Source organism: Streptomyces sp. NPDC058812 (assembly GCF_042744565.1).
GTDB lineage: Bacteria > Actinomycetota > Actinomycetes > Streptomycetales > Streptomycetaceae > Streptomyces > Streptomyces thinghirensis.
Genome location: NZ_JBHYOB010000005.1, coordinates 118124 through 140563 on the forward strand (window position 1 = coordinate 118124; position 22440 = coordinate 140563).

Sequence of the window (22440 nt, forward strand, 5' to 3'; positions counted from 1 at the left end):
GGCGGCAGTCGCCGCGCCGTCGCCGCGCTGGCCGCCCTGCCGCTCACGCTGAGTGCCTGCTCCGACGACGGCGACAGCGGCTCGTCGGACTCCGCCCAGGCGGCCTCCTCGGCCCCCGCGGCAGCCGACGACCAGTCCGCCGACGTCGACGTCGACGCCGCCACCGACGCGGACGCCGGCGGCGACACGGCCGGCACGGACGAGCCGTTCGGTCCGGCGTGTTCGTCGGTGCCGAAGGACGGTGCCGGTTCCCTCGACGGCATGGCCAAGGACCCGGTCGCCACCGCCGCCTCGAACAACCCGGCGCTGTCCACGCTGGTGACGGCGGTGAAGAAGGCCGGTCCGGTCGACACGCTGAACAACGCCGAGAACATCACGGTGTTCGCGCCGAAGACCACGCGATGCTCCTCCCGCTCCTCGACCTCCTCGGCGTCCGCGTCGAAGGGCCGGTCCTGGTCCCGCGCCCCGGTGCGCAGCTCGCGGGCGCGGACCGGGCCGCCCGGTGCACCGCGGGCCGTCCCGGCGGCGCCCGCCGCTGCTCGTCTGCGCGGTGATCGCGGTGTTCTCCGGCGCCGCCCTGGCCGCGGGCCTGTGGCGCGGCGCCGAGGACTCCCGCGGGGCACCTCCGGCCCCGTCGGTCACCGCACCGGCCGGGCCGGGGGCCCGCGTCTCCACCGGCCCGGCGCCGCAGAGCACCGGCCCGGCGCGCAGAGCACCGGCCCGGCGCCGCAGAGCACCGGCTCGGTGCCGGAAGGCGACCGGCAGAGCACCGGCCCCACGCCGGAAGAGCACCGGCACGACGCCGGTCACGTCGGCCCGGCCGCCGCTCTTCCCCGGTCCGCGCCCACCAGGGTGACCGCCCCGGCCATCGGTGTCTCCTCCGCACTGGAGGATCTCGGGCGTGACGACGACGGCGCGATGCAGACCCCGCGCGATCCCGGCCTGGCCGGCTGGTACCCGCCCGGACCCGCGCCGGGGCAGCGCGGCCCCGCCGTCATCGCCGGGCACGTCACCTGGGACGGCGACCGGTCGGTCTTCTACCGCCTGGGCGAACTCGCCCCCGGCGACACCGTCACCGTCGACCGGAAGGACGGCCGCACCGCGACCTTCACCGTGGACTGGGTCGAGCAGTACCCGAAGGACGAGTTCCCCACCGTCGAGGTCTACCGCGACCTGGACCACGCCGGCCTCCGGCTCATCACCTGCGCCGGTGACTGCTCCACCGCCGAGCGCCGGTACGCCGACAACATCGTCGTGTACGCGACGCTCGCCCACACCGACCAGCTCGCCCGCACCGACTAGGAGGAAGTTCTCGGCGTCCCGCTCATCCGCGTCGCCGACCGCTTCGAATGGCTTGTGCAAGGACGCGTTCGACACCGTCTGTGAAGGAGGTGAGCCGAATGGCGTCATCCCTCGGCATCCGCCGGGCCGTCGTGGGCCTCGCCGCCACCGGGCTGCTCGCCGGCGGCGCCACGCTGGGCATGGCGGGTACGGCGAACGTCGCACCGGCACCCACGTCGGCGGCGACCGTGGTCACCGGTGACCACCACGACCGCTGCGAGTGGAAGAACGGCCACTGGGAGAAGAAGTGGGAGAAGGGACACGGGGACTGCCGCCACTGGCGCGCGTCCCGTCATGAGGCGCTGGGGCCGGGCATCTGCCCGGCCTCAGCGCCGCGTGCGCACGGCACGGTGTCCGCGCCGGCCGCTCCGATGCACACGACACTTTGTCCCCCTGGCGGAAGAAGAATCGAGATCTTGCGCGAAAGGGGTTACAGGTGCGGACCAAGGCCGCTAACTTCCTTGAAATGAACCGGTCATAGACCTCTCGACCGGGCTCGACGGCGCGACGGCGCGCGCCCGTACTCCCTCACGGCAGGCCTCGCACGCCTGCCGCCACCCCTCACTCTCCGGGAGAACTCTGTGCGCACGAGACCGCTCGGACACAGACGTGTCCGCTCCTTACTGCCGGCCCTGGCAGGTGCCATCGCCCTGGCGCTGCCGATGAGCCCGGCCGCCGCCGCCCCGGCCGCCGCCCCGGCCGACCCGGGCGGCGGGCCCGCGGCCGCGGCCGCCGAGGAGTTCCAACAGGTCACCCTCGCCAAGGGCGTGGCCGAGACGGGCGAGCCCATGACGATGGCGGTCCTGCCGGACCGCTCGGTCCTGCACACGTCGCGTGACGGGACCGTGCGGCTGACCAACGCCGCGGGCACCACGACCGTGGCGGGCAAGCTGGACGTCTACAGCCACGACGAGGAGGGCATGCAGGGCGTCGCCGTGGACCCGGACTTCACGTCCAATCGCCACATCTACCTCTACTACGCGCCCAAGCTCTCCACACCGGGCGGTGACGCCCCGGCGGACGGCGCGGCTGCCGACTTCGCCCCGTTCGACGGGGTCAACCGCCTGTCGCGGTTCGTCCTGAAGACCGACGGCACCCTGGACCCGGGCAGCGAGAAGAAGATCCTCGACGTGCCCGCCTCCCGCGGCCTGTGCTGCCACGTCGGCGGCGACATCGACTTCGACGCGGCGGGCAACCTGTACCTGTCCACGGGCGACGACACCAACCCCTTCGCCTCGGACGGCTACACCCCCATCGACGAGCGCGCCTCGCGCAACCCCGGCTACGACGCCCAGCGTTCGTCGGGCAACACCAACGACCTGCGCGGCAAGATCCTGCGGATCAAGGTGAACGCCGACGGGTCGTACGGCATCCCGTCGGGCAACCTCTTCGCGCCCGGCACCGCCAGGACCCGGCCCGAGATCTACGCCATGGGCTTCCGCAACCCCTTCCGGATGAGCGTCGACAAGACCACGGGCACCGTCTACGTCGGTGACTACGGCCCCGACGCGGGCACCGCCAACGCCTCCCGGGGCCCCGCCGGACAGGTCGAGTTCAACCGGATCACCAAGGCCGGCAACTTCGGCTGGCCGTACTGCACCGGTGAGAACGACGCCTACGTCGACCACGACTTCGCCACCGGCGGCGCGGGCGCCGCGTTCGACTGCGCCGCGCCCAGGAACACCTCGCCGCGCAACACCGGCCTGACCGAACTGCCGCCGGCCCAGCCCGCCTGGATCCCCTACGACGGCGGCTCCGTACCGGAGTTCGGCGGCGGGTCCGAGTCGCCCATGGGCGGACCCGTCTACCGCTACGACGCGGACTCCACCTCCGAGGTGAAGTTCCCCGAGGCGTACGACGGCGACTTCTTCGCCGGCGAGTTCGGCCGCCGCTGGATCAAGCGCATCGAGACCGGCGGCGACGGAACCGTGCAGTCCATCAACTCCTTCCCCTGGAGCGGCACCCAGGTGATGGACATGGCCTTCGGCCCGGACGGCGCCCTCTACGTCCTCGACTACGGCACCGGCTACTTCAACGGCGACGCCAACTCCGCCCTGTACCGCATCGAGCACGTCACCGGCGGCCACGCCCCGGTGGCCCAGGCCAAGGCGAACACCACCTCCGGCACCGCGCCCCTCGCGGTGACCTTCTCCTCCGCCGGCAGCTCCGACGCGGACGGCGACGCCCTCACCCACGCCTGGGACTTCGGCGACGGCGCGACCTCCACCGCGGCCGACCCCTCCCACACGTACACCGCCAACGGCCAGTACACGGCCACCCTGAAGGTCACGGACACGACCGGCAAGTCCGCCACCGCCTCCGTCCAGATCACCGTCGGCAACACCGCTCCCACCGTGCGGATCGAGCTGCCCACCGACGGACGCGTCTACGACTTCGGCGCCGCGATCCCGTTCGAGGTGACGGTGACCGACCCCGAGGACGGCGCCGTCGACTGCGCCAAGGTGAAGGTCACCTTCATCATCGGCCACGACAGCCACGGACACCCGCAGACCTCGGCCACCGGCTGCACCGGCACCCTCCGCACGCTGGCGGACGGTGAACACGATCCCAACGCCAACATCTTCGGCGTCATCGACGCCGAGTACACCGACCGGGGCGCGAACGGCCAGCCCGCCCTCACCACCCACGACCAGCACATCACCCAGCCCAGCCACCGGCAGGCCGAGCACTACGGCGACTCCGCGGGCGTCCAGGTCGTCACCCACGCCCCCGCGCACGGCGGCAGGACGGTCGGCCACATCGAGAACGGCGACTGGATCTCCTTCCGGCCGTACGCCCTCGACAACACCACCGCCTTCACCGCCCGGGTCTCCTCGGCGGGCACCGGCGGGACGATCGAGGTGCGCGCCGGATCCCCGACCGGCACCCTGCTCGGCACGGCGACGGTGCCGGTGACCGGCGGCTGGGAGACCTTCCAGGACGTGACGGCCGCACTGAGCAACCAGCCGGCCGGCTCCACGACCCTCCACCTCGTCTTCAAGGGCGGCGCCGGCTCGCTGTTCGACGTGGACGAGTTCTCGTTCGGCACGACGGGAGGCGGCACCCGCACGGGTCCGGTCGCCGGGGTCGGCGGCAGGTGCCTGGACGTGGACAACGCGGGCACGGCGGACGGTACGGAGGTGCAGGTCTGGACGTGCAACGGGAGTGCGGCGCAGGAGTGGACGGTCGGCGGTGACGGGACGCTGAAGGCGTTGGGCAAGTGCCTGGACGTGTCCGGTGGTGGCAGCGCGGACGGGACGCGGATCCAGCTCTGGACGTGCAACGGCACGGGTGCGCAGAAGTGGGCGGCCCAGTCGGACGGGACGGTGCGCAATCCGCAGTCGGGCAAGTGCCTGGACGCGTCGGGCGGCACCTGGAACGACGGGACGCCCGTCCACCTGTGGACCTGCCACACCGGCCCCAACCAGAAGTGGACCCTTCCGTAGAGAGGAGGCGACCGTACATGCGTAACCATCTGAAAGCGGCCCTCGGTCTGTTCGCCGGCGCCATGCTGTGCGTGGCCCCGCAGGCCGCGGCCCATCCCGGTGCCGCCGCCGGCGACACCGTCCGCACCACCGCCCAGGCGGGCCCGGACACCGCGGCACAGGCCGCGGCGGACCCGGCGTACAAGATCCTCGTCTTCTCCCGGACGGCGGGCTTCCGTCACTCCTCGATCGACGACGGCATCACGGCGCTGCGCGACCTCGGCACGGCGAACAACTTCACCGTGGACGCCACCGAGGACCCGGGGACCTTCACCACCGGGAACCTCGCCCAGTACAAGGCGGTCGTCTTCCTGTCGACGACCGGCGACGTGCTGGGCGACGCCCAGCAGACGGCGTTCGAGAGTTACGTCAACGCCGGCGGTGGATACGTCGGCATCCACGCCGCCGCCGACACCGAGTACGACTGGCCCTTCTACGAGGGACTGGCCGGCGCCCTCTTCCACTCACACCCGGCCATCCAGTCCGCCACCGTCGAGATCGAGGACCGGGCGCACGACGCCACCGCGCACCTCGGCGGCACCTGGCAGCGGACCGACGAGTGGTACAACTACCGCACCAACCCGCGCACCACCGCCCATGTCCTGGCCTCGCTCGACGAGACCAGCTACGCGGGCGGGAACATGAACGGCGACCACCCGATCGCCTGGTGCAAGGACTACGAGGGCGGCCGGGCCTTCTACACCGGCGGCGGCCACACCGACGAGTCCTACACCGACCCGGCCTTCCGCCGGCACCTGCTCGGCGGCATCCGCTGGGCGGCCGGGATGACCAACGCCGACTGCCGCCCGGAGAGCGGCTACACGCCCCTGTTCGACGGCTCCGGCACCACCGGCTGGCAGCAGGCCGGCCCCGGGGGGTTCACCCTCGCCGACGGCACCCTCACCTCCCACGGCGGACTGGGCATGCTCTGGTACTCCGCCGAGGAGTTCACCGGCGACTACTCCCTCAAGCTGGACTGGAAGGCGTCCGGGGACGACAACTCCGGTGTCTTCGTGGGCTTCCCGGCCTCCGACGACCCCTGGTCGGCGGTGAACAACGGCTACGAGATCCAGATCGACGCCACGGACGCGGCCGACCGCACCACGGGCGCCGTCTACGGCTTCAAGTCGGCGGACCTCCCCGCACGCGACGCCGCGCTGAACCCGCCGGGGGAGTGGAACACGTACGAACTCCGCGTCACCGGAGAGCGGCTGGAGATCTTCCTCAACGGCGTGAAGATCAACGACTTCACCAACACCGACCCGGCACGGAGCCTGCGGCAGGGACACATCGGACTCCAGAACCACGGAGACGGCGACGAGGTGGCCTTCCGCGACATCCGCGTCAAGCAGGCCGGCACGCCGGGCCCGCGATCGGGTCCGGTCACCGGGGTCGGCGGCAAGTGCCTGGACGTGGACAACGCGGGCACGGCGGACGGTACGGAGGTGCAGGTCTGGACGTGCAACGGGAGTGCGGCGCAGGAGTGGACGGTCGGCGGTGACGGGACGCTGAAGGCGCTGGGCAAGTGCCTGGACGTGTCCGGTGGTGGCAGCGCGGACGGGACGCGGATCCAGCTCTGGACGTGCAACGGCACGGGTGCGCAGAAGTGGGCGGCCCAGTCGGACGGGACGGTGCGCAATCCGCAGTCGGGCAAGTGCCTGGACGCGTCGGGCGGCACCTGGAACGACGGGACGCCCGTCCACCTGTGGACCTGCCACACCGGCCCCAACCAGAAGTGGACCCTGCCCTGACAGCGCCGCGAGGTGAGTGACGCCGGCCGACCGGCCGCCCGGAAACGGGCGGCCGGTCGGTGAGCCATGGCAGGTGGCAAGCGTTTTCCGTTCGATGACTTGACGTGTACGCGGTGCGATGAGTTTATGGGAGCGCTCCCACACCTCGTTGTCCTTCGTGTCCGCACTACTCAGTCATGGAGTCGCCGTGCGCACAGCAAGACGCGACACACCGAAGAGCCCCCTGACCCGCCTGCTGACCGGACTGGCCGCCCTCGTCGGCCTGGTCGTCGTCGGTGCCCTCTTCCCGGCCGCCGCACTCGCCCAGTCGCCCGGCGCCCGGGCCACCGGCCTGCACATCAGTGACGGCCGGCTGCTGGAAGGCAACGGCAACGACTTCGTCATGCGCGGGGTCAACCACGCCCACACCTGGTACCCCGGCGAGACCCAGTCACTGGCGGACGTCAAGGCGCTGGGCGCCAACACCGTCCGGGTCGTCCTCTCCGACGGTCACCGCTGGAGCGAGAACAGCCCCGAGGACGTGGCCGCCGTCGTCGACCAGTGCAAGGCGAACCGGCTGATCTGCGTACTGGAGGTGCACGACACCACCGGCTACGGCGAGGAAGCCGCCGCCGGCACGCTCGACCACGCCGCCGACTACTGGATCGGCCTCAAGGACGTGCTGGCCGGCGAAGAGGACTACGTCGTCGTCAACATCGGCAACGAGCCCTGGGGCAACACCGACCCCGCGGGCTGGACCGAGCCGACCATCGCGGCGGTCGAGAAGCTGCGCGCCGCCGGCTTCCAGCACACGATCATGGTCGACGCGCCCAACTGGGGCCAGGACTGGCAGGGAGTCATGCGGGCGAACGCCCAGTCCGTCTACGACGCGGACCCCACCGGCAACCTGATCTTCTCGATCCACATGTACAGCGTCTACGACACCGCCGAGGAGATCACCGACTACCTGAACGCCTTCGTCGACGCCGGACTGCCCATCCTCATCGGCGAGTTCGGCGGTCCCGCCGACCAGTGGGGCGACCCGGACGAGGACACCATGATGGCCACCGCGGAACAACTCAGCCTGGGCTACCTGGCCTGGTCCTGGAGCGGCAACACCGACCCGGTGCTCGACCTCGCCCTCGACTTCGACCCCAGCCGGCTCAGCTCCTGGGGCGAGCGCATCTTCCACGGCGCCAACGGCATCGCCCGGACCTCGAAAGAGGCCACGGTCTACGACGGTGGCGACCCGGACGACACCCAGGCCCCGACCACGCCGGGCGCCCCGACCGCCACCGCCACCACGGACACCACCGTCACCCTCGGCTGGACCGCCGCCACCGACAACGTGGGCGTCACCGGCTACGACGTCGTCCGGGTCGGTGACGGTGCCGAGACCGAGGTCGCCGCCTCCACCACCAACACCGCCACCGTGGCGGGCCTCACCGCCGACACCACGTACACCTTCGCCGTCTACGCCCGCGACGCGGCGGGCAACCGCTCGGCCCGTTCCGCCACCGTGGACGTCACCACCGAGGAAGGCGGCAGCGCCCCCGGCACCGCGTGCTCCGTCGGATACCGCGTCGTGGGCGAGTGGCCGGGCGGCTTCCAGGGCGAGATCAGCGTCCGCAACACCGGCACCGCGCCCATCAGCCCGTGGACGCTCGACTTCGCATTCGCCGACGGCCAGACGATCACGAACATGTGGGGAGGCACCCCGACCCAGAGCGCCGGCGCGGTCAGCGTCGCCCCCGCCTCCTACACCTCCACCATCCCCGCCGGCGGCACGGTCACCCTCGGGTTCACCGGCGGGAAGGGCAGCACCAACACCGCCCCGACCGGGTTCAGCCTGAACGGGACCGCCTGCGTCACGACGTGACCGTACGGCCCACCGCCCGGCGGCGGCCGTCCGCCGCCGGACGGTACCGGGGTGTGCGCGCCGGGGGCGTCACCACGACACCTCGCGGACGTCGGCCTGGCTCCGCGGCCGCGTCGTCGCGGTGATCTCCGACCGGTGACGGCTCGCCGAGAAGGTCACCGTCAGCGTCCGCGGCCCGCTCTGTTCCGTACTCACCGTGAAGCCCTGGTTCGGTACGGCAGAGACCAGGCACACCCCGCTGCCGCCGAACCGCACGGTCGCCTTGCCGCCCTCGGACGGCACCGTGTACACACCGGCCCCGCCCTCCTCGCAGCCCGGGTCGCCCCCGCCCGTCGGAGAGGGCGGGGGTGTGGTGCGGGCGGCCGGCGTCGGCGTCGGGCTCGGCTCGGGCGGCTTCTCACTCGTACGGGACGGTGTCGGGCTGGGCTTCCGGCTGGTCGGCGACGGGCTGGGGGAGGGCTTCGCGGTCTTGGACGGTGTGGGCCGGGGGGACGCCGGGTGCTCCTTCGGCGCCGACTGCGCGACCGGCGCGGTCGGCCGCGTCGAGCCCACCACGAAGTGGATCGTGATGATGACAGCCGTGACACTGGCTGCCGTGCACGACAGCCAGATGATCAGGTAGCGCAGAAGGCGGGACACGACACCATAGTGACGGACCGGCTAACGTGCCTGCCCATGGCCTCCGTACTTGTCGTCGAGGACGACCCTGTGATCCGGGCCGCGCTGATCGAGGTCCTGACCGGACACGGCTACGCGGTGAAGACCGCACACCAGGGTTTCGAGGCGTTGCGCGACATCACCCAGAGCCCTCCGGACATCGTGGTGCTCGACCTCGGGCTGCCCGACCTCGACGGGCTGGACGTGCTGCGGATGATCCGGGGCATCTCCCGCGTCCCGGTGCTGGTCGCCACCGCCCGCGACGACGACACGGAGATCATCCGACTGCTCAACGCCGGGGCCGACGACTACATGGTCAAGCCCTTCTCCGGCGGGCAGCTCGCTGCCCGGCTCGCCGCCGTGCTGCGCCGCTCCGTCCCCGCCGACGTCCGCGCCGCGCGGCGGCCCGTCGTCCAGGTCGCCGACCTGCGCATCGACCTCACCGGGCGCACCGCACACCTCGCCGGCCGGGAACTGGCCCTCACCCGCCGCGAGTTCGACCTGCTCGCCTACCTGGCCGCCAACGCCGACCAGGTCATATCCAGGCAGCGGATACTCGCCGAGGTGTGGCAGCAGCCGTACGTGGAGGACCAGACGGTGGACGTCCACCTCTCCGCACTCCGCCGCAAAATGGGGGAGAAGGCGCGAAAGCCCCGCTACCTCCACACCGTGCGCGGTATCGGCATCAAGTTGGTCAGCTCGCCATGAGACGTGCCCTCGCCGGGATCGCCCTGGCCGTCACCTCCATGGTGGCGCTGTCGTTCCTCATCCCGCTCGCCCTCCTCGTCCGCGAACAGGCCCGGGACCGGGTCACCACCGCCGCCGAGCAGCGCGCCTCGGCCCTCTCCCCGGTGCTCGCCCTCACCACCCGGCGCGCCGACGTGCAGCAGGCCGTCGCCGAGTTGGGCTCCTCCGACCAGCTCGTCGTACGGCTGCCCGACGGCAGTTTCGTCGGGACCCCGCACGCGCCCGAGGACGCGCTCGACCGGGCCGTGCGGGGGCGTGAGACGCTCGCCGTCGACACCGCGGACGGCTGGGTCTACCTCCAGCCCGTCGTCCTGCGGGGCGACCGGGTCGCGGTCGTGGAGGCCTACGTGCCCGCCGCGGACCTCACCAGGGGCGTGGCCGCGTCGTGGGGAGTCATGGCCCTGCTCGCGCTGGGCCTGGTCGGCGGCTCGGTGCTCGTCGCCGACCGGCTCGGCGCCCGCGTCGTGCGCTCCTCCCGCGGCCTCAAGCGCGCCTCGCTCGCCCTCGGCTCCGGCAACCTGGACGTACGGGTCGAACCGGACGGCCCGCCCGAGCTCCAGGAAGCCGGTGTGGCGTTCAACACCATGGCGGACCGGGTCGTCGACCTGCTCGCCGTCGAACGCGAACTGGTCGCCGACCTCTCGCACCGGCTGCGCACCCCGCTGACCGCCCTCTACCTGGAGGCCGACCGGATGGGCGCGACCCCGAGTGCCCGGCGGGTCACGGAAGCGGCCGGCCAGCTGGAGGGCGAGCTCGACTCGATCATCGCGGCCGCGCGCACGCCCCTGGCCGCGGTGCAGCACGACGGTGCGGGAGCGGGCCCGGCGAAGCCGTGCGACGTCGCCGAGGTGGTCGCCATGCGCCTGGACTTCTGGTCGGTCCTCGCCACCCAGCAGGGCCGGCCGTACGAGCGCTCCCTGACCCCGCGCCCGGCGCCGGTCGCCTTCCCCGAGGACGACCTCGCGGCCGTCGTCGACGCCCTGATCGGCAACGTCTTCCGGCACACCCCGCAGGGCACCGGCTTCGCCGTCCGCGTGGAGCGGGCGGACGGGCACGTGTTCCTCACGGTCGACGACGCGGGCCCGGGCGTGGCGGACCCCGAGGCCGCGCTCACCCGGGGCGTCAGCGTCGGCGGCTCTACCGGCCTGGGCCTGGACATCGTGGCCCGGGCGGCCCGCGCGGCCGACGGCGAACTGACGATCACCCGCGGGCCACTGGGCGGCGCGCGGGTGCGGGTGTCGTTCGTACTCGCCGGCGCGAGCGGCGCCGGAGGCGGGGTGCGGTGACGGGCGTCAGCGACCGGCGCCGAAGTTCTGCGTCCACCAGGGACCGCCGTCGCCGAAGTGGACGCCGACGCCCAGCTCCTTGAAGGAGCAGTTGAGTATGTTCGCGCGGTGACCGGGGCTGTTCATCCAGGACTCCATCACCGAGGCGGCGTCCGCCTGCCCCCGGGCTATGTTCTCGCCCAGCGTGGACCACTGGTAACCGGCGGCCTCGACCCGGGTCCGCATCGTGGAGCCGTCGGGGCCCGTGTGGGACATCACCCCGCTGCTCGCCATGACGTCGCTGTAGTCGTCGGCGGCCCGGGTCAGCCGGTCGTTCGCCGTGACCGGCGAGCAGCCCGCCGACGCCCGCTCCTCGTTCACGAGCGCGAGCACCTGCGCCTCGGCCCCGCCGCCCCCGCCGGAACCGGAGTCCGATCCCGAGTCCGAACCCGGCCGGGTGCTGCCCGACCCCGTGTCGCCGCCGCCCGCCGGCCGGTCGCCGCCGCTCTTCGCCGTCGTCCTCACGGGTGCCGCCTTGGACGCGGGCTCGGCCGTCTTCGACGGGCTGCCGGCCGGGCTCGCCGTCTTCTTCGGCTTCGGCTCGGGCTTGGCGCTCCCGCTCGGCGAGCCGCTCGCCGTGGCGCTCGGGCTCGCCGGCGCGGACGCCAGTGGTGCCGCGCCGCCCGCCGCGTCCTCGGCGCCCGGCGCCTCGCCGGCGGCGTTCGTGGTGACCCGGTCCGCGGCTGAGCCGTCCTCGCCTCCGGCGACGGCCAGCGTGATCCCCACACCCGCCGTCACGGTGACCGCGCCGAGCACCAGCGCGGTACCGCGGGTCCTGAGCCCGCCGCGCGGGCGGGCGTGGGTACGGGACGGGCGAGCGGCTCGGCGGGAACCCATACGCAGGACACCTCGGCTTGTCTGTCGGCTGACGGAGCCCCGTACCCGGTGGACGCGACCGCGCCCACCGGGACTGTGGGGGGTGTTCGAGAGCCTAGGACGCGCCCCGCGTGGAAACGGCCGTTCGAAGGTCATCTTCAGAAAGCCTTAAAAGAGCCGCCAAAGTCCGCTGAGGAAATGCGCCGCCGCCTCGACGGGGCCGGGTGCGTTACGCGCCCGCCGCCCGCCACCCTCAGCCCGCCGCGGGGCGCTTCAACGTGAAGAGAGGGCACGGGCGTCCACAGGAGCCCCTCAAGTGCCCCCGATGCCCCGCTGTCCTCCCGTACGGGGCGCTTGCCGCGGCGGACGACCGGACAGTCTGTCGGCGTGTCCGGCAGGTCGCCGGTACACCGTCGGCGCACTCCCGGAGGCCAGGCCCTCCCGTCCACCGCGAGTGCGCCGCGCATGAAAAGGGAGGAACCGGACATGCCGTCCACCGCTGACGAACGACAGCTGCTCGACGAACTGCGGGAGCTGCTGGCCGCGACGGTCGAGGATCTGGCCGTGGAGGAAATCGAGCCGGACTCGTCCCTGAAGGACGACCTGGGCGTCGACTCGCTGGCCATGCTGGAGCTGGTCGCCGCGATCGAGGACCGCTGGCAGATCGAGGTGGCGCAGGAGCAGGCGGACCGGCTCACGACCGTCCGGCAGATCGCCGCCCACCTCGCCGAAGCCGTCACCGCCCCCGTGGGCGGCTCCGCGTGAGCCCACGACACGCGGCCGACCCGGCCCGCGAGGAGCGCGCCGCCGTCATCACCGGACTGGGACTGACGACCGCGCTGGGCGGCGACGTCCCGTCCACCTGGCGGGCCCTGCTGGACGGCGTGTGCGGCGTCGAACGCGTCGACTTCGAGGCGCCGGAAGGCCCGGCGCAGACCTATCTCGCGGCGCCGGCGGCGGTCGACCCCAAGTCGGTCCTGTCCTCCGCCAAGGCGGCGCACTGCGACCGCTCGGCGCAGTTCGCCCTCGTCGCCGCGCGGGAGGCCGTTCGCGACGCCGGGTTCCCGGACGCGTCGTCACTCGCCGCGGGCGGCTCACGGGTGGCCGTGGTCGTCGGGGTGGGACTAGGCGGGCTCACCAGCGTCCTGGAGCAGAACCGCCGCCTGGAGACCCGGGGCGCGGGACGGGTGAGCCCGCGCACCATCCCGGTCATGCTGCCCAACCACCCGGCCGCCGAGGTGGGGCTGATGGTGGGCGCCAAGGCCGGGGTCCACGCCCCGGTCAGCGCCTGCGCCGCGGGCGCCGAGGCCCTCACCCAGGCACTCGGCATGATCCGGGGAGGCCGCGCCGACATCGTGGTCGCGGGTGGCGCCGAGGCCGCGCTGCACCCGCTCGCCCTGGCCGGGTTCGCGCGGTTGCAGGCTCTCTCCCGGCGCCTGGACGACCCCAAGGGGGCGTCCAGGCCCTTCGACGCCGACCGGGACGGCTTCGTGATGGGCGAGGGCGCCGGCATGCTCGTCGTCGAGAGCGCCGAGCACGCCGCCGCCCGCGGCGCCCGCGTCCACGGCCGGCTGACCGGCGCGGGTGTTACGAACGACAGCCACCACGTGGCCCAGCCCGCGCCCGGCGGAACGGGCTGCGCGGCCGCCGTGGACGCCGCGCTGCGCGACGCCGGGCTCCTCCCGGAGCAGGTCCAGCACATCAACGCCCACGCCACCTCGACGCCGCTCGGCGACCTCGGCGAGGCACAGGCACTGCACAAGGTCTTCGCCGGGGTACTGGGCGACGTGGCGGTCAGCGCGACCAAGGCCGCGTTCGGGCACACGCTGGGGGCCGCCGGCGCCATCGAGGCCGTCCTCACCGTGCTCGCCCTGCGGGACAGAACCGCACCGCCCGCGTGCAGTCTCGAACGTGTGGACCCCGAGGTCGACCTGAACGTCGTGGGCCGCAGCCCGGCGGCACTGCCCTCCGGGCCCCTCGCGGCCGTCACCACGAGCATGGGTTTCGGCGGGCACAACGTCGCGCTCACCTTCGCCGACGCCTCATGAGACACACGGCCCCGGACCCCGCCGGCGGCGCACCGCGCACCGTGCTGATGTGCCCCGGCCAGGGGGCCTACCTCCCGGGCGCGCTGCGCCACCTGCGCGACGTCCCGTCCGTCTCAGGGACGTTGCGGAGGGTGGATGCCCACAGCACCGCACTCGGCGGCACCGGGACACCCGTCGCCCGCCTCCTCACGGGCGTCGGGGCGCCCGCACCCGACCAACTCCTGCTCGCCGACCCACTCGCCTTCGACCTGGCCACCTACGCCGCGGTGGTCGCCTCCGCGACCGTCCTGCTCGACCTCGCGACCCCGCCCGTCCACGCGGTCCTCGGACACAGCGTGGGAGACCTCGCGGCGCTCACCGTGGCCGGAGCCATCACCCTGGAGCAGGGCGTCCGGCTGCTGCACGTCCGCGACCGGCTGCTGCGGGACGCCGTGCTGCCGGCCGCGGGCCTGCTGGCCACCGACATGACCGCCGACCAGGCAGCGGACCTCCTGCGCACCGGTGGCCTGCCGCAGGTACGGATCGCCGCCCGCAACGCCCCCGCCCAGACCGTCCTGGCCGGACCCGACGACCAGTTGGCCGCCGCTCGGCGAACCGCCCGGGCACTCGGTCATCGCACCACCGGGCTGACCAGCCGCACCGCCTACCACCACCCACTGCTCGCCGAGGTGCACCGGGCCTTCCGCCGCCTCCTGCGGGCCCAGCCCGTCGCGCCGCCCACGCTCACCGTGTACACCGCCACCGAGGCCCGACCCGCACTCACCCCGGCCCAGCTGCGCACGGCGGCGGCCGCCCACCTCACCGAGCCCGTGGCCTTCCACCACACCCTGCGCGCGATGCGCCTCGCGGGCTTCACCACCTACCTCGACAGCGGCCCCCGGGCCCTGCTGAGCACCCTGGCCAAGGCGGGCCTGCCGGACTGCACCACCGCCGCCCCCTCCCGGACACCGGTCAACGTGGAGCGCATACGCCACCGCCTCACCGCGGCCCTGCGGTGACGAGCGGCCTTCCCGTCCGGGTCCCGCGGCCGTATCGGGGTATGCGGAGGGGATCCGAAGGAGGAGCGCACATGACGACGTATGTCATCTCGGTGCCGGGGACGTTCACCGGCACGGTCCAGGACGCCACGAAGGACGAGCTCGCCCGGGCCCTGCGCCCCGCGGATCCGCACCGCACCCACCTGGGAGACGAGGAGGACCTCGACGCCCTCTCGGTCAACGAGGACGGCACCTTCACCATCCGCCTCACCGTCGAGGCGGACACCGCCGCCCACGCGGAGGGCCGCGCCCGGGAGATCGCGGACGCCGCCCTGCGCGTGGCCGGCCTGGACGGAAGCAGCGCGCCACTCGGACCCACCGTGGTCACGGGAATCGACTCCGACGTCTGACGCGACCACGACCTCACACGGTCGGGTACGGGCCAGTGAGTGGCCCGGCTCACATGGCGTACCGAGGGCGGCGCCGACACCATGGTCTCGTCACCCGGCAGGCTGAAGGGATCAACAATGTTCCGCAAGGTGCTGGTCGCCAACCGCGGTGAGATCGCGATCCGGGCGTTCCGCGCGGGCTACGAGCTCGGCGCGCGCACCGTCGCCGTCTTCCCGCACGAGGACCGCAACTCGCTGCACCGACTGAAGGCCGACGAGGCCTACGAGATCGGGGAGCCGGGACATCCGGTGCGCGCGTATCTCTCCGTGGAGGAGATCGTCCGAGCGGCACGCAGGGCGGGAGCCGACGCCGTCTACCCGGGCTACGGATTCCTGTCCGAGAACCCCGAACTGGCCCGCGCGTGCGAAGAGGCCGGCATCACGTTCGTCGGACCGAGCGCCCAGATCCTCGAACTGACCGGCAACAAGGCCCGAGCCGTCGCCGCCGCCCGCGAGGCCGGCGTGCCCGTCCTCGGCTCCTCCGCGCCCTCCAACGACGTGGACGAACTCGTCCGCGCCGCCGACGACGTCGGCTTCCCCGTGTTCGTCAAGGCGGTCGCGGGCGGCGGCGGCCGCGGCATGCGCCGCGTCGAGGAACCCGCCCAGCTGCGCGAGGCCATCGAGGCCGCGTCCCGGGAGGCGGCCTCCGCCTTCGGCGACTCCACGGTGTTCCTGGAGAAGGCCGTCGTCGAACCCCGCCACATCGAGGTCCAGATCCTCGCCGACGGCCAGGGCGACGTCGTCCACCTCTTCGAGCGGGACTGCTCGGTGCAGCGCCGCCACCAGAAGGTCATCGAACTCGCCCCCGCGCCCAACCTCGATCCGGCCCTGCGCGAGCGGATCTGCTCCGACGCCGTCAACTTCGCCCGGCAGATCGGCTACCGCAACGCCGGCACCGTGGAGTTCCTCGTCGACCGCGACGGCAACCACGTCTTCATCGAGATGAACCCGCGCATCCAGGTCGAGCACACCGTGACCGAAGAGGTCACCGACGTCGACCTCGTCCAGTCCCAGCTGCGCATCGCCGCCGGTGAGACACTGGCCGACCTGGGTCTCGCCCAGGAGAACATCACCCTGCGCGGCGCCGCCCTCCAGTGCCGCATCACCACCGAGGACCCGGCCAACGGCTTCCGCCCGGACACCGGGCAGATCAGCGCCTACCGCTCGCCCGGCGGCTCGGGCATCCGTCTCGACGGCGGCACCACCCACGCCGGTACGGAGATCAGCGCCCACTTCGACTCGATGCTGGTCAAACTCTCCTGCCGGGGCCGGGACTTCGCCACCGCCGTGGGCCGCGCCCGGCGTGCCGTGGCCGAGTTCCGCATCCGCGGCGTCGCCACCAACATCCCCTTCCTCCAGGCGGTGCTGGACGATCCCGACTTCCAGGCCGGCCGGGTCACCACGTCCTTCATCGAGCAGCGTCCGCACCTGCTCACCTCCCGCCACTCCGCCGACCGCGGCACGAAGCTGCTGACCTATCTCGCCGACGTCACGGTGAACAAGCCGCACGGCGAGCGGCCCGAACTCGTCGATCCGCTGACCAAGCTGCCGCCGCTCGCCGCCGGTGAACCCCCGGCCGGCTCCCGGCAGACGCTCGCCGAGCTGGGCCCCGAGGGCTTCGCCCGCCGGCTGCGCGACTCGCGCACCATCGGCGTCACCGACACCACGTTCCGCGACGCCCACCAGTCGCTGCTCGCCACCCGGGTCCGCACCAAGGACATGCTCGCCGTCGCCCCGCAGGTCGCGCACTCCCTGCCCCAGTTGCTGTCCCTGGAGTGCTGGGGCGGCGCCACCTACGACGTCGCCCTGCGCTTCCTCGCCGAGGACCCGTGGGAGCGGCTGGCCGCCCTGCGCGAGGCCGTGCCCAACATCTGCCTCCAGATGCTGCTGCGCGGCCGCAACACCGTGGGCTACACCCCGTACCCGACCGAGGTGACCGACGCCTTCGTGCAGGAGGCCGCGGCCACCGGCATCGACGTCTTCCGCATCTTCGACGCCCTCAACGACGTCGACCAGATGCGGCCCGCCATCGACGCCGTCCGGCAGACCGGCACCTCCGTCGCCGAGGTGGCCCTGTGCTACACCGCCGACCTGTCCGACCCCTCCGAGCGGCTCTACACGCTCGACTACTACCTGCGGCTCGCCGAGCAGATCGTGAACGCCGGCGCCCATGTCCTGGCCGTCAAGGACATGGCCGGCCTGCTGCGGGCACCGGCCGCGGCGACCCTGGTGTCCGCGCTGCGCCGAGAGTTCGACCTGCCGGTGCACCTGCACACCCACGACACCACCGGCGGTCAGCTCGCCACCTACCTCGCCGCGATCCAGGCCGGCGCCGACGCCGTCGACGGGGCGGTGGCGTCCATGGCGGGCACCACCTCGCAGCCGTCCCTCTCGGCGATCGTCGCCGCGACCGACCACACCGAGCGGCCCACCGGCCTCGACCTCCAGGCGGTCGGCGACCTGGAGCCGTACTGGGAGAGCGTCCGCAAGGTCTACGCCCCCTTCGAGGCGGGCCTGGCCGCACCGACCGGCCGCGTCTACCACCACGAGATCCCCGGCGGACAGCTCTCCAACCTGCGCACCCAGGCCATCGCGCTCGGCCTCGGCGACCGCTTCGAGGACATCGAGGCGATGTACGCCGCCGCCGACCGGATGCTGGGCCGCCTGGTGAAGGTCACCCCCTCCTCCAAGGTGGTCGGCGACCTGGCACTGCACCTGGTGGGCGCCGGCGTCTCCCCGGCGGACTTCGAGGCGGACCCCGACCGGTTCGACATCCCCGACTCCGTCATCGGCTTCCTGCGAGGCGAGCTGGGCACCCCGCCCGGCGGCTGGCCCGAGCCGTTCCGCAGCAAGGCGCTGCGGGGCCGCGCCGAGGCCAGGCCGGTGGCGGAGCTGAGCGGGGACGAGCGCACCGGGTTGGCCAAGGACCGCCGGGCCACCCTCAACCGGCTGCTGTTCCCCGGGCCGGCCCGCGAGTTCGACTCCCACCGCGCGTCGTTCGGCGACACCAGCGTCCTGGACAGCAAGGACTTCTTCTACGGGTTGCGCCCCGGCAAGGAGTACACGGTCGACCTCGACCCCGGGGTCCGTCTGCTCATCGAACTCCAGGCGGTCGGCGACGCCGACGAACGCGGCATGCGCACCGTGATGTCCTCCCTGAACGGCCAGCTCCGCCCGATCCAGGTCCGCGACCGCTCGGCGGCCTCCGACGTCCCCGTCACGGAGAAGGCCGACCGGTCGGACCCCGGCCATGTCGCGGCGCCCTTCGCGGGCGTGGTGACCCTCGCCGTCGCCGAGGGCGACGAGGTCGAGGCCGGTGCCACGGTGGCCACCATCGAGGCGATGAAGATGGAGGCCACGATCACCGCACCGAAGTCCGGCACGGTGAACAGGCTCGCCATCAACCGCATCCAGCAGGTCGAGGGGGGAGACCTCCTCGTCCAGCTCGGCTGAGGCGGGCGGCGGCCACGGCCCGACGCCGGACCGTGGCCGCCACCGATGTCACGCCTCCTTGGGAGCCGCCTGCTGCACCACCTCGAAGGACCACACCGTGGACCCGCTCGCCGCGGGCTTGGGGCGCTCCGCACCCTCCGCACCGCCACCGCCCTGGTGCGCGGCCTTCATGGGCCCCTCCATCCACGCCTGGAAGGACTCCTCGTCGCGCCAGCGCGTGTAGACGAGGTAGTCGTCGGTGCCCTCCACGGGCCGCAGGAGTTCGAACCACTCGAACCCGTCGGAACTCTCCACGGCATGGGCCCGCGAGGCGAAGCGCTTCTCCAGCGTCTCGCGCTGCTCGGCGGGGACGGTCAGTACGTTGATCTTGACTACGCTCATGGGCCCATCCTGCCGCATGCCGCGGTCAGCAGGGAGCGCGCCAGACCCCGAGCTCCGGTCTCTTCAGCATCGAGGACAGCCCGAGCCTGCGTGACTCGGGGCAGAAACCGCGGGTCGGCTCGCTGTACTCCACGTGGAAGACCGCCTTGCCGGCCTCGACGAACGGCCTGAGCCGCGCGCACTCGCCGTACTCGGCGCACTGCTCGTTGACCGCGAAGTCGAAGTCGTCCACCAGCTGCGGGATCTGCGGCAGGTCGTTCTTGAGGCCCACCGCCAGGCCGCGTTCGTGGGCGATCTCGGCGATCACGCGGTTGTACGCCAGCTGGTCCCGGGCGGTGAGCGGGAAGCCCGTCTCGTCCGCGTATCCCTCCACCAGGTCGGGTTCCACCGCGTCGAACCCCTTGTCCCGGCACATGTCGAACCGCCGCTCCATGATCGGCCGAAGGACGGAGATCCGGCGGATGTCGAGCCAGCGTTCCCCCCGCCAGCCGTTGGGCTCGCCCAGCACCGCACGGGGAAAGGCGTCCCGGTCGGGCCGGAAGTCCTCCCAGGCACCCACGTTGACGTAGCAGATCACCTTGCGGCCGGCGCGGTGCAGCCGGTCCACGTCGGCCGCGTCGTTCTCGAAGCCGTCGATGTCGTAGACCGGCACGTCGACCGACGGGTCGACCTTCCCGTCGAGCTGCCACTGCCAGGCCAGCCCGGGCCGGGGCTGCCACACGGCGGTGCCGGACGGGTCCGGCGGCGGTGTGCCGCCCGCACCCGAACACCCGGCCACCACCGCGAGGATCAGCGCCGCCGGCAACGCGGCGAACACCCGTGCCCTCCTCCTCATCGCTCCGCTCCGGTCAGTACGGGGGTCAGGCGGGCCCACGGGTTGGGCGGCTCTCCCGTGACGGGCCCGGACACCGCGGCGCCGCGTTCGCGGGCGGTCCGTACGGCGAGCGGGGCGAGCGCCTCGGGCACCCCGTACACCAGGTGGCAGAAGCGCTCGGGCGGGTGCCGTCGCGTCCAGTCCGGTCGGCTGAACGCGGTCACATAGGCCGACCAGGACCCCTCGAAGGTGACGACGAGATCGGCGAGACGCGCGTAACCCGGTGCCGGGTGGACCCCCGGGTTCAGCACGAGCGGGGTCGAGCCCTGCCGGCGCAGACCACGCACCAGCGCCCGGTAGGCGGGCAGTTCGGTCGCGGCCGAACTCACCCGGTCGAGGAAGCACCCGTCCGCCGCGTACCACTCCCGGTGCCGACGGGCGTCCTCGGCGACGTAGGCCGCCGGACGCGTGCCGTAGTCCGTGTCGACGTAGCCCAGCAGACGGGCGCCCGCCGCCCGCAGCGCGCCGGCCGCCGCGGCGAAGGCGGGGTCGGGCGCACGGCCCGGACCGTTCGCGGGGTTGATGACGACCCCGTACGTGCGGTCGGCCGCCGTGATGAGCCGGTGCCAGGAGCCCGGGTCCTCGGCCGGATGGACGTACAGCGGGATCAGCAGGCTCACGAGGGGCGGTCGCCTTCCGGGACGAGGGACGGTGGACGGGCGCCGGCCGACCAGAGCGCGGCCAGTGACTCGTCGAGCGAGTACGAGGGCCGCCAGCCGAGCGCGGCCCGGGCGGCGGTGATGTCGGAGCACTGCCAGGAAACCTGGTCCGAACGGGCGGAACCGGCGCCGTGTTCCTCGATCCGGCCGCGGAAGCCCGCGGTGTCCGCGAGCGTCCGTACCAGCCGGCGCACCGGGACGGCGTCGCCGCCGCCGATGTTGAGCACGCGCGGCAACGGCCCGGTCGCGGTGACCGCCCGCTCGACCGCCCGCGCGACGTCCCGGACGTCCACGAAGTCCCGGTACGCCGACAGGTCGCCCAGCCGGAGCACCGCGTCCGGGTCCGTGCCCGCCGTACGCAGCAGACCGCCGACCCTGCCGGGCAGGCCGGAGGGCGGCGCGCCGGGCCCCACCGGGTTGCCGACCCGCAGGACCACCGCGTCCAGGTCGGAGGTGGCGACGGTGACGGTGCCGGCCAGCTTGGTGGCGCCGTAGGCGGTGAGGGGCCGGGTGGCCGCCGACTCCGGCACCCTGACCCGCTCGGCCCCCGGTCCGTACTCGGCGGCCGAACCCAGGTGGACCAGACGGGCCGCGGGGCGGGCCCGGCGCAGCGCCGCGCAGAGAACGGCGGGACCGCGGGCGTTGAGTTCGGCGAGCGTCACCGGATCACCGCCGGTCGCGCCCGCGCAGTTGACGACGGTGTCGACGGCCGCCGGCGCCAGAGCTTCGGCCATCCGGTCGACGGAGTCGGTGGCGAGGTCGACGGGCACGTCGGCGGCCGCGGAACGGCCGCCGACGAGGACCCGTGCCCCGGGCAGGGCGCGCAGCCGCTCGGCGACGTGGGCGCCCAGATAACCGGTGGAACCCAGGACGAGAATGCGCATGCGGTGCTCAGGCTCCCTTGAGCAGCAGGGACTTGCGGCTGGTGAACTCGGCGTTGGCCCGGTCGTAGTCGTCGGGGCGGCCGATGTCGAGCCAGTAGCCGTCGAAGTCGTAGGCGTGCGGCGGGTCGTCGGCGCGCAGCAGGTCGAGCACCAACTCGTCGAAGCCCAGGGGCAGTCCGGCCGTGTAGCCGTCGAGTGTCGCGCGGGTCAGGCCGTACACGCCCATGGAGACGCGGTAGTCCATGCTGGGTTTCTCGGTGAAGGCGACGACCCTGCTCGCGTCGGTGGTCAGGACACCGAAGTCGATGTGCACCTTCCTGGCGTACGTGGCGATGGTCAGCGGGGCGCCGGAAGTGCTGTGCCGGCGCAGGACGTCGGCGTAGTCGAGGTCGGTGAGGATGTCGCCGTTCATGACCAGGAAGTGCTCCGGCAGCCGCTCACGCATGGTGAGCAGCGGCCCCATGGTCCCCAGGGGGCTCTCCTCGGTGGCGTAGTCGACGGTCAGGCCCCACTGCGATCCGTCGCCGACGTAGGCGCGGATGATCTCGCCGAGGTGGCCTATGGCGATCGTGCAGCCGGTGAACCCGGCCGCGGCGAGCTGGCGCAGGACGATCTCCAGGATGGCGTGCTGGTCGCCGATGGGCACGAGCGGCTTGGGCAGGGCGGTCGTGTAGGGCCGCAGCCGGACGCCCTTGCCTCCGGCCAGGATCACTGCGTGCATGAGGTTCCCCCCTC

Annotated in this window: 19 protein-coding genes and 1 pseudogene; 13 read left to right on the forward strand and 7 right to left on the reverse strand. The window is 73.0% G+C overall.

Translation table 11 applies throughout. The features are described from left to right. Positions 1-27: 27 nt before the first annotated feature. The 5 genes and pseudogenes from ACFW48_RS12390 to ACFW48_RS12410 form a co-directional block, all read left to right on the forward strand. A pseudogene (locus ACFW48_RS12390) lies at positions 28-390 on the forward strand (fasciclin domain-containing protein); the annotation flags it as partial. Between the two features lie 462 nt (positions 391-852). Beyond that, positions 853-1302: a class F sortase gene (locus tag ACFW48_RS12395; protein ID WP_386313964.1), complete on the forward strand. Its 450-nt coding sequence runs from the start codon at positions 853-855 to the stop codon at positions 1300-1302. 620 nt (positions 1303-1922) lie between these two features. Then, positions 1923-4787 carry a PQQ-dependent sugar dehydrogenase gene (locus ACFW48_RS12400; RefSeq protein ID WP_386313343.1) on the forward strand — a complete coding sequence of 955 codons (2865 nt, stop codon included), beginning with the start codon at positions 1923-1925 and terminating at the stop codon, positions 4785-4787. Between the two features lie 17 nt (positions 4788-4804). Further along, positions 4805-6577: a ThuA domain-containing protein gene (locus tag ACFW48_RS12405; protein WP_386313345.1), complete on the forward strand. Its 1773-nt coding sequence runs from the start codon at positions 4805-4807 to the stop codon at positions 6575-6577. A gap of 187 nt (positions 6578-6764) precedes the next feature. Beyond that, positions 6765-8435 carry a cellulase family glycosylhydrolase gene (locus ACFW48_RS12410; protein WP_386313348.1) on the forward strand — a complete coding sequence of 557 codons (1671 nt, stop codon included), beginning with the start codon at positions 6765-6767 and terminating at the stop codon, positions 8433-8435. A gap of 69 nt (positions 8436-8504) precedes the next feature. On the opposite strand, the gene ACFW48_RS12415 is transcribed toward ACFW48_RS12410, so the two are convergent. Next, positions 8505-8726 (reverse strand): hypothetical protein, encoded by a 222-nt coding sequence (locus tag ACFW48_RS12415; protein ID WP_386313350.1) that lies wholly within the window; start codon positions 8724-8726, stop codon positions 8505-8507. On the opposite strand from ACFW48_RS12415, the gene ACFW48_RS12420 reads away from it, so the two are divergent. From ACFW48_RS12420 to ACFW48_RS12430, 3 genes are read left to right on the forward strand one after another with little or no spacing between them, the layout of a single operon-like run. Beyond that, complete coding sequence (locus tag ACFW48_RS12420; protein ID WP_386313352.1) at positions 8719-9057, forward strand: hypothetical protein; 339 nt, start codon at positions 8719-8721, stop codon at positions 9055-9057. The two genes, ACFW48_RS12415 and ACFW48_RS12420, sit on opposite strands and share 8 nt — an antisense overlap. 53 nt (positions 9058-9110) lie before the next feature. After that, entirely contained in the window at positions 9111-9800 is a 690-nt protein-coding gene (locus tag ACFW48_RS12425) for a response regulator transcription factor (RefSeq protein ID WP_386313354.1), read from the forward strand. Further along, complete coding sequence (locus tag ACFW48_RS12430; RefSeq protein ID WP_386313356.1) at positions 9797-11125, forward strand: ATP-binding protein; 1329 nt, start codon at positions 9797-9799, stop codon at positions 11123-11125. Before ACFW48_RS12425 ends, ACFW48_RS12430 begins: the two co-directional genes overlap by 4 nt. Positions 11126-11131: 6 nt before the next feature. Here ACFW48_RS12430 and ACFW48_RS12435 read toward each other — a convergent pair whose 3' ends face one another. Continuing rightward, positions 11132-12001 (reverse strand): CAP domain-containing protein, encoded by an 870-nt coding sequence (locus ACFW48_RS12435; protein WP_386313359.1) that lies wholly within the window; start codon positions 11999-12001, stop codon positions 11132-11134. A gap of 465 nt (positions 12002-12466) precedes the next feature. On the opposite strand from ACFW48_RS12435, the gene ACFW48_RS12440 reads away from it, so the two are divergent. From ACFW48_RS12440 to ACFW48_RS12460, 5 genes are all read left to right on the forward strand, one after another. After that, a complete protein-coding gene (locus ACFW48_RS12440; protein ID WP_386313362.1) occupies positions 12467-12745 on the forward strand; it encodes an acyl carrier protein in 279 nt (92 codons plus the stop codon). Then, entirely contained in the window at positions 12742-14028 is a 1287-nt protein-coding gene (locus ACFW48_RS12445) for a beta-ketoacyl-[acyl-carrier-protein] synthase family protein (RefSeq protein WP_386313365.1), read from the forward strand. Before ACFW48_RS12440 ends, ACFW48_RS12445 begins: the two co-directional genes overlap by 4 nt. Continuing rightward, positions 14025-15026, forward strand: a complete 1002-nt coding sequence (locus ACFW48_RS12450; RefSeq protein WP_386313368.1) for an ACP S-malonyltransferase — start codon at positions 14025-14027, stop codon at positions 15024-15026. The genes ACFW48_RS12445 and ACFW48_RS12450 overlap by 4 nt, the downstream gene beginning before the upstream one ends. Positions 15027-15097: 71 nt before the next feature. After that, entirely contained in the window at positions 15098-15415 is a 318-nt protein-coding gene (locus ACFW48_RS12455; protein ID WP_386313370.1) for a hypothetical protein, read from the forward strand. Between the two features lie 117 nt (positions 15416-15532). Further along, the gene (locus tag ACFW48_RS12460; RefSeq protein WP_386313967.1) at positions 15533-18907 is read left to right on the forward strand and encodes a pyruvate carboxylase; all 3375 of its coding nucleotides are present in this window, start codon (positions 15533-15535) and stop codon (positions 18905-18907) included. A gap of 48 nt (positions 18908-18955) precedes the next feature. Here ACFW48_RS12460 and ACFW48_RS12465 read toward each other — a convergent pair whose 3' ends face one another. The 5 genes from ACFW48_RS12465 to ACFW48_RS12485 are packed head-to-tail and all read right to left on the reverse strand — an operon-like array spanning position 18956 to position 22426. After that, positions 18956-19288, reverse strand: coding sequence for an antibiotic biosynthesis monooxygenase (locus ACFW48_RS12465; RefSeq protein WP_310869407.1), 333 nt, complete (start codon positions 19286-19288; stop codon positions 18956-18958). Between the two features lie 25 nt (positions 19289-19313). Then, a complete protein-coding gene (locus ACFW48_RS12470) occupies positions 19314-20123 on the reverse strand; it encodes an endo alpha-1,4 polygalactosaminidase (protein ID WP_386313373.1) in 810 nt (269 codons plus the stop codon). Beyond that, positions 20120-20782 (reverse strand): spherulation-specific family 4 protein, encoded by a 663-nt coding sequence (locus tag ACFW48_RS12475; RefSeq protein ID WP_386313376.1) that lies wholly within the window; start codon positions 20780-20782, stop codon positions 20120-20122. The genes ACFW48_RS12470 and ACFW48_RS12475 overlap by 4 nt, the downstream gene beginning before the upstream one ends. Beyond that, positions 20779-21705: an NAD-dependent epimerase/dehydratase family protein gene (locus tag ACFW48_RS12480; protein ID WP_386313379.1), complete on the reverse strand. Its 927-nt coding sequence runs from the start codon at positions 21703-21705 to the stop codon at positions 20779-20781. Before ACFW48_RS12480 ends, ACFW48_RS12475 begins: the two co-directional genes overlap by 4 nt. A gap of 7 nt (positions 21706-21712) precedes the next feature. Continuing rightward, positions 21713-22426 (reverse strand): nucleotidyltransferase family protein, encoded by a 714-nt coding sequence (locus tag ACFW48_RS12485; RefSeq protein ID WP_310869403.1) that lies wholly within the window; start codon positions 22424-22426, stop codon positions 21713-21715. Positions 22427-22440 lie beyond the last annotated feature (14 nt).